Raw genomic sequence first — 10,910 nt, forward strand, 5'->3', positions numbered from 1 at the left:
GCCTATCCGGTTTGATGTCATCACTTTATTTCCTGAACTGGTTGAGGCGGTGACTAGCAGCGGCGTAACAGGTCGGGCAGCAGAGCGTGGCATTATTTCGCTGAAACAGTGGAATCCGCGTGATTATGCGACCGATGTGCACCGCACGGTGGATGACCGTCCTTATGGTGGTGGCCCTGGCATGGTGATGAAGGGCGATTGTCTATTAAAGGCAATTCGTGATGCGCGTCAAGTCAATCCGGGTAAAGTGATTTACCTGAGTCCTCAGGGGGTCACGCTTAACCAAGCCTTGGTTAATGAGCTGGCAACAGAGCAGGGTTTGATTCTGCTATGCGGACGCTATGAAGGCATTGATGAGCGCGTCATCACCTTGGAAGTGGATATGGAATGTTCAATTGGTGACTATGTGCTGAGCGGCGGTGAGCTGGGAGCCATGGTGCTGATTGATGCAGTGACCCGCTTATTGCCGGGTACATTGGGGCATAATGAGTCGGCAGCACAGGATTCGTTTTTTGATGGATTACTGGATTGCCCGCACTATACCCGCCCGGAAGAACTGGAAGGGTTGGCATTACCCGCTGTACTGAAAAGCGGCAATCATGCTGATATTGCCCGTTGGCGCAAAAAGCAAGCGCTGGGAAAAACATGGCGACGCAGGCCGGAATTGTTACAGGCACGACAGTTGACCGACAGTGAGCGTGTGTTGCTGAACGAGTATATAAACGAGTTTGAAAGCAGTGAAGAACTGCATTAGAGGATTATCATGAACACGATTATTCAACAACTTGAACAAGAGCAAATGACCAAGGTAATCCCGGATTTTAGCCCCGGCGATACCGTTATTGTTAGTGTGCGCGTTAAGGAAGGCGACAAAGAACGCATTCAGGCTTATGAGGGTGTGGTGATTGCGAAGAAAAATCGTGGTCTGAACTCTGCATTCACTGTCCGTAAAATGTCTTACGGTGAAGGCGTTGAGCGCGTATTCCAAACATACAGCAATAGCATTGCCGGTATTGTTGTTAAGCGTAAAGGTGATGTACGCCGTGCGAAGCTGTACTACCTGCGTGGTCTGACCGGTAAATCTGCGCGTATCAAAGAAAAACTTTAAGCTACGACGTGTTGTATGTCGATCGGCGAGCCGACAGTACTGGATACAGTCTGTCGGCTTTGCTGTGTCTGCGTTATTTGACCATTAATATCAATGGTAGGTCGTTTCGTCGCTGAAAACTGTACATTATCACTGCCTGAGCCTACTATCGGCTGTGAATTATATTTCATAAAATAAACACGCTATAGTAGGTGGGGGCTTTTGTGGCCGATTTTGTTGATTTCGCATCTCATGCTGTCATTTTAGGCGGGTTGCTTGCCGCTGGCATAGTTGCCGCTTTGGTGTGGTGGTGGTTTGTTGTGCGTCGTCAGTCTAGCAGTCAATTGCACTTGGCTCAGCAGAATATGCTGGTGTCTTCCCTTTCTGATGTGCAAGAGTCCGCCGTATTGGTGGATAATAATGGCGTGGTGGATTTCGTTAATCCTGCGGCTGAAAGAATCTTAAATTACAAGCTCCGTAGTGCACGCGGCAAACATTACGGTGAACTGTTTACCTTGGTTGATCCTTTGACACGCAATTCGGTCAGTTGGCTGGATACGGCGAAAGCTAATGACCGGCCATTATTGCGTTACGCCTTGCTCAATACCGCCCATCTGAATGATATACAAGTCACTTACACAGTACAGCCAGTATTGTTTGAGGGCAATGATAAGCCTTGTTATATGCTGCTGATCCGTGACCAGACAGAGCTGCACGCGATGCAATTACGTCTGGATCACGTGGAAACGCACGACCAACAAACCTTGTTATTGAATCGTAAAAGCTTTGAATTACGTTTGAAGGTGGCGATTGATCAAGTGCGTCAGCACGGCGTTAAACATTCATTCTGTCTGATTTCAATGGATCAATTCAAACTGGTCAATGATGCGATGGGGCATACAGCGGGGGATGCGCTGATCGAGCGTATTTCACGGATGTTAAAAGAAGAAATTGATGCGCGGCGTGATGTGTTAGCGCGTTTGGGCGGGGATGAGTTCGGGATTTTGTTTCAGGAAATCGAGCCTTCTGTGGCGATTCGGGCGGCAGAGCAGATTCGTATTAAACTGGAACAATACGATTTTGATTGGAACAAAATGCGCCAGAAAGTCACGGCGAGTATTGCATTTGTACCGCTTTATAAAGGCTTGAAAACCCCTAATCGAATTTTGGCGGAAGCGGATGCGGCTTGCCGGGTGGCGAAAGCCAAGGGCGGCAACCGTATCCATATTTTCAAACCCAACGATCAGGAAGTGACCAAGCACCGTGGCAATATGGTGTGGCTGGGGCGGCTGAAAAAGGCGATTGATGCCAGTAATTTCAAGCTGGTGGCGCAACCGATTCACCCGTTAAATCCGGTGGGTTTTAAAAAGCCGTTTTGCCATTATGAAGTGCTGATCCGTTTATATGACGAAAGTAATCAGCCGGTATCGCCTGATGAATTCATCCCTGCGGCTGAATATTATTCGATGATGCCGCGTTTGGATCGTTGGGTGGTGCGCAAATTATTGCAAACCTTACGTGAAGTGACCCAGAAAGTCCCACGCCCGGTATTTGCGGTGAACCTCTCCGGGCAGAGTTTGGATGAACCGGATTTTCTCAAATTTGTGCTGGAAGAAATTCAGACAGCAGGGATTAGTCCGGCTATGTTGTGTTTTGAAATTACCGAGCGGGTCGCTATCCATAACCTTGAGTTGGCACAACATTTTATCCAAACCTTGAAGAATTTAGGGTGCAGTTTTTCGTTGGATGATTTCGGTACTGGGGTGAGTTCGTTCGGGTATTTAAAATCCTTGCCGGTGGATTACCTGAAGATTGATGGCAGTTTTATTAAAGACATTACTAACGATGATGTTGCCCACGCGATGGTGCAATCCGTGAATCAGGTAGGGCATTTGATGGGTTTGCAGGTGATTGCGGAGTACGTCGAAAATGAGCGTGTCATTCAGATATTGCGCGAGATTGGTGTAGACTACGGGCAAGGTTACGGCATTTCCAAACCGATTCCTTTGGAAGAAGCTGTGCGCAATCACATGAGCTAAGGTTAACAAATACGCATGAAAATTCACATTTTGGGCATTTGCGGTACGTTTATGGGCGGCATTGCCTTATTGGCACGCGCACAAGGGCATGAAGTGACGGGGGCGGATACCAATGTTTATCCGCCGATGAGCACGATGCTGGCAGAGCAGGGCGTTGATATTCTGCAAGGTTATCAAGCACAGGATTTCCCCGCTGATGCCGATGCGATTGTGGTGGGCAATGTGATGCGGCGCGGTTTGGATGTGGTGGAGCATATGTTGGATCACAACCTGCCGTATACCTCTGGCCCGCAATGGTTGGGTGAACATATCCTACGGGAACGTTGGGTGTTGGCAGTGGCGGGTACGCACGGGAAAACCACCACGGCGAGTATGCTGGCTTGGATTCTGGAATATGCAGGGTTAAAGCCGGGGTTTCTCATCGGTGGTGTGCCGCAAAATTTCGGCGTGTCGGCTCGCTTGGGGGATTCGCCGTTTTTTGTGGTGGAAGCGGACGAATATGACACCGCGTTTTTCGATAAACGTTCTAAGTTTGTGCATTACCACCCGCGTACCGTGATTCTGAATAATCTGGAATACGATCACGCGGATATTTTCCCCGATGTACAGGCGATTAAAACCCAATTTCACCATTTAATGCGTACCGTGCCGGGCAGTGGTTTGGCAGTGGTGAATGCGCAGGATGCGAATCTCAGCGACACGCTGGCAATGGGGTGCTGGACTCCCGTGGAAACCTTTGCGGATGGCGATTGGCGGGCGGACTATTTGCAAGCCGATGGCAGCGAATTCCGCGTGTTTTGCCAAGGGGTGGAACAAGGCGTGGTGCGCTGGGATTTGCTGGGCGAACACAATGTGAATAATGCGCTGGCGGCGATTGCGGCAGCGCGTCACGCGGGCGTTCCGGCTGAACATGCGATTGCGGGTTTGGCGGAATTCCAAGGGGTGAAACGGCGGATGCAAGTGCGTGGTACGGTGCGCGGCGTGACAGTTTACGATGATTTCGCGCATCACCCGACGGCGATTACTACGACGTTGGCGGGGTTGCGAGCAAAGGTGGGCAATGCGCGGATTATTGCGTTGCTGGAACCGCGTTCCAACACCATGCGCATGGGGACGCATGGGGCGGCGGTGGCTGAGGCTTTGCAAGTGGCGGATTATGCGTTTATTTATCAGTTGCCGGAATGGGATGATATTGATGCTTTAGCAGCAACCGTGGCGCAATTGTCGCAAGCGGGAGACCATGTTCTGGTTATGAGTAATGGCGGTTTCGGTGGGATTCATGACAAGCTATTAACCTTGTTGGCGAGTTAAGAGAACGCTTTTGACCATTACGTTGATTATGACAGGCGCATCGGGTGCGCAATACGGCTTACGGTTGCTGGAATTTTTGCTGCAACACGGGCATCGGGTGTATTTGCTGTTGTCACGCCCCGCGCAGGTGGTGGTGAACATGGAAACCGAGCACCGTTTGCCGGGGCGAGCCAGCGAGATTCAAGCGTATTTCAGCGCATTGTATGGCGCAGCGCCGGGGCAGTTGCAGGTGTTTGAGCGCGAACAATGGGCTGCACCGATTGCCAGTGGCAGCGGAGTGGCGGATGCCACGGTGGTTTGCCCGTGTACTACGGGTACGCTTTCCGCCATTGCGTGTGGCAGCAGCCGCAATTTGATTGAACGCGCGGCGGATGTGTGTTTGAAAGAGCGCAAAAAACTGATTTTGGTGGTGCGCGAGACGCCGTTTTCTGAGATTCATCTGGAAAACATGCTGAAACTGGCGCGGATGGGGGTTATTATCATGCCCGCCAATCCGGGCTTTTATCAACGCCCGACATCCGTGCAGGAATTGGTTGATTTCATGGTGGCGCGGGTACTGGATCATTTGGGTATTTCTCATGCGTTGTTACCCCGTTGGGGCGATGCGCTGGTGGAGTAGCCTGATTTTTTATTGTTATATACAGGAGCGATGCGATGGCAACTATGGAAATGACCGCGCAGGATTTTGAAGATACCATCACCACCAATGACATCGTGGTCATTGATTTCTGGGCACCTTGGTGTGGGCCGTGCCGGTCTTTCGCCCCGATTTTTGAAAAAGTGTCTGACAACCACACTGACATTGTGTTTGCGAAAGTGAATACCGAGGAAGAGCAGGAGTTGGCTGGGCATTTCCAGATTCGTTCCATCCCGACGTTGATGATTTTCCGTGAACAGGTGATCTTGTTTGCAGAAGCGGGAATGTTGAGCGAGCCGCAACTGGAGCAAGTGATTGCTAAGGTACGCGAGCTGGATATGGCGAAAGTTCATGCGGATATTGCCGCACAACCGCAGCAGTAATTGACAAATTCCATTAGTACCGTTTATCAGAAAAGCCGGGGTTAGCCCGGCTTTTTTGTGCCCACCCGTTTGAAAGTGTGGGACACTATTCATGTATATAGAAAATATTAATGATTGCTTGCTGATAAAACGATAAAGCTGGGGTTTCTCATGTCTCATCCTCCCTCCCTCCTTGGGCTGCGCATACTGTGGTTGTGCGTGTTCCTGCTATTTCCCGCACTGGCAAGTGCTACGCCTGCCCTCAACCTAGGGCCATTTGGGCCGAATAACGGTACGGTTGATGGTACTGCGCCGTTCAATGTTTTAAACGGTTGCGGGGGCGATGCGGGTAATCGTCAAACAGCAGGTGAGGACTGTGGTGAGGCAAACCTAGTGGTGCGCAATCAGGATGTAGTGGCACATTCCTGGTCGGTGACAGCGAACAACTACGCGCCCGGTGCGGAAAACCTCAAGAATGTCATTCTGGAACAGACCATTACCCCGGCGGATGGTGCGGTGATTGCGTTTGAACGCATTCCCGTGGTGTGCACCACGGCTGGTGGTGGTGGCAGTACACCGGTTTCCAATATCGTTACCAACCCCGATGGTTCCAGCAAACTGGTTTGTAACTTGGGTGAGTTCACCGAAGGTCAGCAGAAGTCGTTTTCGGTCTATGTGAAGGTTTCCGGTAAATCCCCTAACGATTCCAGCTATACCTCAGAACAGCGGATTTACTCGTTGGACTCAGCAGGCGTGGAAAACGCCACGCCGGATGATAGCCCGAAAGTCGGACCAATCCTGATTTCGGCAGCACCGGCTTACGATTTAATCCACTCCATTTCTCCCATCCAAGGTTTGTATAACCGTGACCCCGCCAAACGCGATGTGGGTAAGGGTCTGGAAATGGGGTACCACACCTACATGATGATCCGGGTGGCAGCAACCCGCAAAACCGGGGTAGAAGCAATTACCCAGCCGTTCTCATTCGATAATGTCATCACTGCAACGCATACGGACGGCGTAACACCTTACCCGGAATTTGAATACCACATTACCCAATGCATTCCTCAGCCATCCGGTTGGGGTGGTGAGGTTTGGGGTAATGAAACCATGTATGCTGACCAGCCACAGAATACCAAAGTGATTGATTCGGGTACTTGCGAATATACCCGCAGTGATCCGGCTGACCCGACCTCTGACTACAGCTTCACTGTTAAAAATGCTGACCTGTCAGGCAATCGTTATCCGACCAAGACCGTTTACGGTGGGGCGGATTTAACGGCTGGCCCTTATTATGTGGTGAATCACCGGGTGCAAATCTGGATTCCGTTCCGCACCATTGATGGTGAAGACGGAGTGATGGGGAATAACAACGGTCAGGTTAAAGTGTCGAGTGCACTGGAAGGCTTTGATCCCAATGGTGTATCCGGTACATCCAACTTCGGTGCTTTGAAAGAACCGGGTTTTGGTGGCGCGTTGATGGATGATGGTACGCGCAGTAATAACTTGTTGGGGCCAACGGATTACCCGATTTTCCCAGCCGGTAGTTTTTGTAACTATATTTTTGACAGGGAAAATGGCAGCGGGGCAAGTTACACTTACTTGCCGACACAGAGCGGTTGGCACTCCGGTGATGGTGAGGTAGAGCCGGGGCAGACTTACCACAATATGCTGCATTATGGTAATAGCGGTTCAGTGAATTTAACCAATCCGGTTGCTTGTACTGCCTTTGATAATTCCACACAGAAACCTGTTACCCGTGACAAAATCGGTGCGCCTGCGGATGGGGTGTATGCCTATGTCGGGACGTATGCCGGTGAAGGTTTTGATGCCACCAAGTACACGGTCGAGTATGGTCATGCGGATACGACCAGTGATGACATATTGGATGGTGATGGTAATGGCACGAAAGATTATGATCTCGCCAGTGGACGTTATGACGGAAATTGGACAAAATCAGCGGCATTGCGCTGTGATGATGCGGTGTCTCCCGGTGGTTGGTTCACTGATATTACGGCTGTTCCGGGTGGAATTGATGCGGTTAATATGGTGCGTGTTCGTCTTAAAGACCCTGTGGCAGATAGCCTTGAGCCGGGACAATATATCCGTGTTGGTGTTCCATTAGAGGCGCGTAATACCTTTAACGGTGGCCCTTACAATGGTGAGCAAATTCCCATCGGTACGGTATTAGCCAGCTTTGGTGCGGTAAAGTCAGACCAGTGGGCGCAAACATGGTATCCGGGAAATCCGCGTGGTTACAATCCAATGCCGGAAACAGGGGCTTGTGACGGCGACCGTGTAACCTTAAACCGCGTTTCTTTGCGAATTGATTCTGAGTCTCTGACACCCGTTGCGGCATCCGGCAAAACCGCTTCGACTTTGGCAGGTAAACAAATCGTGTGGAAGCTGAATACTTCTGCGCAATCACGCCAAAGCACGGCAGTGGCTAACAATGTCAAAATCATTGACGTACTGCCACCACTGGCTACTTACAACGCCAGTTGTACCTTGGAGCAGGCAGGTAATACCCCGCCTAGCTTGATCGAATACAACACGAATAAAGACGGTAACGCAGCCCCCGGTTACACCCGTTTGACGTGGAATCTGGGTGATGTAACGGCCAATAGCGTTATTGCCCCGCGCATTTTCTGTACCGATACCGACTCGCTCGCACCCAACAACAGCAATGTGGTGAACTGGGCAACTATCCGGGCTGATAACGTGTCGTTTTCAGCGTCACGCCAGCAAGATGACCACACGATTACGCTGGAGCAATCCGGCTCCATCCAGTTGTCGAAAAAAGTCGATATGCCGCTGGATGATTTGAATGACGATCAAGTGCATACCATTTCCTGGTCAAACTTTGCGGCATCGTTCTCGATCAATCCGCCGACCGTGATTGACGTATTGCCGTTCATGTCGGGCGGTGGCGATGGTTCAAGCTCGAAATCACCGCGTACCCCAGCATCCAATTTCCACGGCAAACTGGTGTTGACCAGCAAACCGACTATTGCCTGGTTAGACGGTACAATACCCGGTGGTGCTGATCCCCATGCCGAGCTGGGTACATGGTATTACACCGCTAATGCCCCTGAAACCGTGAATTATGACCCGGATAACAACACGTCTCAGTGGTGTACCGATGCACAGTTTGGCTCGGCAGGTTGTCCGGCTGATCTTTCCAAAACCACTGCGCTAAAATTCGTGTCGAATTATGCGTTGGAGCGTGACGGCAATCCGCGTCAAGGCATGAAATCAACCTTTACCTTGCAGGCTGGTGATACGGTTGATCCGAATTCAGCCATTGCCAATAAGCCGGGTGATTTGTACACCAACCGTTTTACGATGGATTCTACCTCGTTGCCCGGTGATCAATTCTTACGTTCTAACAACGTGTCGGTGCAAGTGGCGGCTTACTCGATTGGCGATTTTGTGTTTGCCGACAATAATCAAAACGGTATGTATGACGCAGGTACGGATGCGCCCGCACCCGATGGTGTGACCATTGATTTGTATGACAGTGCCGACAAGAAAGTGGCGACGACGACCACCGGTTTGGTGGGGGCAGGGCGTTTCCTATTCGAGCCACTGGCTGGTGGTAGCTACTACGTGAAAATTCCTGCCAACCAGTTCCAAAGCGGCGGCAAGCTGTTTGGCTGGCAGGCAGCCGTTGTGCCAGATGGCGCGAAAGAAGCGGATGACAAGAATGAAACCGTCGACCAGCACGGTTATGTTTCCGGCACACTGACCGCGAATGGTGTTCGCACGGGTTTGCTTGAATTGTCCGCAAATCCACCGCCACCGGGTGGCGTGCCAACGGGCAACGAACCGATGGGCGACAATGCAGGCGGCATTACTGACCCAACCGGCGATGACTTTTCCAACCTGACCTTGGACATTGGCTTAGTGCCACCACCTGCCAGCTTGGGCGATACCGTCTGGAACGACGTGAACCAAAACGGTGTGCAAGACGTAGGTGAGCAAGGGCTTTCCAACGTACTGGTCAAGTTGCTGGATAAAGACGGCGTAGAACTGAAAAACATGCGCACCGATGCTGCCGGACAATACAAGTTCAGCAATCTGGCAGCAGGCAGCTATTACGTGGAAGTGGTGAAACCAGCGGGTTACACCCATTCACCGCAAGATCAGGGCGCGGATGATACCAGCGACAGTGATGTAGCCGTGGCGACTGGGCGCAGTGCCTTGATTACGCTGGGCTTCGGCATGGATAACCCCGATGTGGATGCCGGTTTGTACCGTGCTGCCAGCATTGGTGATCGCGTGTGGCTGGATGCGAACGGTGATGGCAAACAAGACCCGACCGAAACCACTAACCTTGCTAATGTCACCATCGTGCTGCAAGACAGCTTGGGTAAGACGCTGGCAACCACGCAAACCGATGCCAATGGTGCCTACCTGTTTAGCGGTTTGATGCCGGGTATTTATAAAGTAGACATTGATACGGCGGATGCAGATTTAGTGGGTTATACCCTGACCACCAGCAATGACCCGCACAGCGTGACCCTGACGGAAGGGCAAGTGTATGCGGATGCGGATTTTGGCTTCGTCAATTTCGCCAGTGTGGGTGATTTCGTTTGGGATGATCTGAATGGCAACGGTATTCAGGATGACGGTGAAGCGGGCATTGCCGGTGTCACGGTACGCTTGCTGGATAAAACCGGCGCAACCGTGATGGGGACAACCAGCACCGATGCCACCGGTAAATACCTGTTCAGCAACCTGACGCCGGGTGATTACCTGCTGGAATTCGCGAAACCGGAAGCCTACGCCGGGTTCGTCAGTGCCGACAAGGGTGCTGACAACAGCAAGGATTCCGATGTGGATGTGGCAAGCGGACGTACTGTCGTGTTTACGCTGGCAGGCGGGGCGAACCTGCGCGATATGGATGCCGGTTTGTACAAAGCCGCCAGCCTCGGCGATACGGTGTGGTTTGATGCCAATGGCGACGGTATGCAAGACGCAGCGGAAACCGGCGTTGCCGGTGTCAATGTCACCCTGAGCGGCACACGCGGCGATGGCACTGCGATTACTGCCAGCAGCAAAGCCACCGATGCACTGGGCAATTATCTGTTTGAAAACCTGTATCCGGGCAACTACAGCGTGACGTTTGCGTTGCCAGCGGGCATGAGTTTCACCAGCCAAAATCAGGGCGCGGATGATGCCAAAGACAGCGATGTGGCAAGCGATGGCATTGCCAGTGCTACCCTGAAATCCGGTGACAATAACCTGACGCTGGATGCCGGGGTACGCCCTGCTTCCGTCGCCGGGCGGGTCTGGATCGACAACAATACCTCGAATGCACAAGACGATGGTCTGGCGGCAGAAAACGGTGTAGTTGGTGTCAGCATTAACCTGATTGACACCAAAACCGGCAAGGTGGTGGCGACTACCACCACTGGCTGAGCGGCACACGCGGCGATGGCACTGCGATTACTGCCAGCAGCAAAGCCACC

General features: G+C 51.7%; 7 protein-coding genes. All 7 read left to right on the top strand.

Annotated features, from left to right (window positions below):
• The first annotated feature begins 4 nt into the window (after positions 1 to 4).
• The gene (gene trmD, locus L2Y54_RS09205; RefSeq protein ID WP_479688097.1) at positions 5 to 754 is read left to right on the top strand and encodes a tRNA (guanosine(37)-N1)-methyltransferase TrmD; all 750 of its coding nucleotides are present in this window, start codon (positions 5 to 7) and stop codon (positions 752 to 754) included.
• 9 nt (positions 755 to 763) lie between these two features.
• Complete coding sequence (gene rplS, locus L2Y54_RS09210; RefSeq protein ID WP_255697923.1) at positions 764 to 1,108, top strand: 50S ribosomal protein L19; 345 nt, start codon at positions 764 to 766, stop codon at positions 1,106 to 1,108.
• Positions 1,109 to 1,311: 203 nt separating this feature from the next.
• Positions 1,312 to 3,126: a putative bifunctional diguanylate cyclase/phosphodiesterase gene (locus tag L2Y54_RS09215; RefSeq protein WP_236501554.1), complete on the top strand. Its 1,815-nt coding sequence runs from the start codon at positions 1,312 to 1,314 to the stop codon at positions 3,124 to 3,126.
• Positions 3,127 to 3,141: 15 nt separating this feature from the next.
• A complete protein-coding gene (gene mpl / locus L2Y54_RS09220) occupies positions 3,142 to 4,437 on the top strand; it encodes a UDP-N-acetylmuramate:L-alanyl-gamma-D-glutamyl-meso-diaminopimelate ligase (RefSeq protein ID WP_236501555.1) in 1,296 nt (431 codons plus the stop codon).
• A 28-nt stretch (positions 4,438 to 4,465) separates the two neighbouring features.
• Positions 4,466 to 5,056 (top strand): UbiX family flavin prenyltransferase, encoded by a 591-nt coding sequence (locus L2Y54_RS09225; protein WP_236502014.1) that lies wholly within the window; start codon positions 4,466 to 4,468, stop codon positions 5,054 to 5,056.
• Between the two features lie 35 nt (positions 5,057 to 5,091).
• Positions 5,092 to 5,457 (top strand): thioredoxin, encoded by a 366-nt coding sequence (trxA, locus tag L2Y54_RS09230; protein ID WP_236501556.1) that lies wholly within the window; start codon positions 5,092 to 5,094, stop codon positions 5,455 to 5,457.
• Positions 5,458 to 5,607: 150 nt separating this feature from the next.
• On the top strand, positions 5,608 to 10,860 hold the full coding sequence (locus L2Y54_RS09235; RefSeq protein WP_236501557.1) for an SdrD B-like domain-containing protein: 5,253 nt from the start codon (positions 5,608 to 5,610) through the stop codon (positions 10,858 to 10,860).
• Positions 10,861 to 10,910 lie beyond the last annotated feature (50 nt).

The organism is Thiothrix winogradskyi (genome assembly GCF_021650935.1).
Classification (GTDB): domain Bacteria; phylum Pseudomonadota; class Gammaproteobacteria; order Thiotrichales; family Thiotrichaceae; genus Thiothrix; species Thiothrix winogradskyi.

What these genes read in the sequence shown, in the direction of transcription:
- rplS (WP_255697923.1), top strand. Translation starts at nt 764, where the DNA reads ATGAACACGATTATTCAACAACTTGAACAAGAGCAAATGACCAAGGTA.
- mpl (WP_236501555.1), top strand. Translation starts at nt 3,142, where the DNA reads ATGAAAATTCACATTTTGGGCATTTGCGGTACGTTTATGGGCGGCATT.
- L2Y54_RS09225 (WP_236502014.1), top strand. Translation starts at nt 4,466, where the DNA reads ATGACAGGCGCATCGGGTGCGCAATACGGCTTACGGTTGCTGGAATTT.
- trxA (WP_236501556.1), top strand. Translation starts at nt 5,092, where the DNA reads ATGGCAACTATGGAAATGACCGCGCAGGATTTTGAAGATACCATCACC.
- L2Y54_RS09235 (WP_236501557.1), top strand. Translation starts at nt 5,608, where the DNA reads ATGTCTCATCCTCCCTCCCTCCTTGGGCTGCGCATACTGTGGTTGTGC.